We start from the raw sequence: 276 nt of genomic DNA, 5'->3' as shown, positions 1-276 counted from the left end.
GCCAGCCCGCGGCCGGGGATGCAGGGGCAAAGACTGAGGCGGCTTCATCCGTCCAGGAGAAATCCGGGATAGAGGATAAAGGAGGTTCAGGGACAGAAGGACAGGACGGGGCAGGAGCCGGAAGAGAAACCGGAACAGAAGCAGGAAGAAAGTACAGGATCGGTTTTGCCAACGCCTCCATATCCAACAGCTGGCGCGTAAAGACGCGTGACATGCTGGTGGATGAATGCGACCGCCTGGTGGTGGAGCTGATAGAAACCGATGCCCATGATGATG

General features: G+C 58.0%; 1 protein-coding gene. It reads left to right on the top strand.

Translation table 11 applies throughout. The features are described 5' to 3' along the window. On the top strand, positions 1 to 276 hold a 276-nt coding region (locus LK536_RS58715), incomplete at both ends, for a hypothetical protein (RefSeq protein ID WP_506092324.1).

The organism is Clostridium pacaense (assembly GCF_020709765.2).
Lineage (GTDB): Bacteria > Bacillota > Clostridia > Lachnospirales > Lachnospiraceae > Enterocloster > Enterocloster hominis.
Note: the sequence above shows the minus strand (reverse complement) of the source record. Positions and strands in the feature narration are given on the sequence as shown.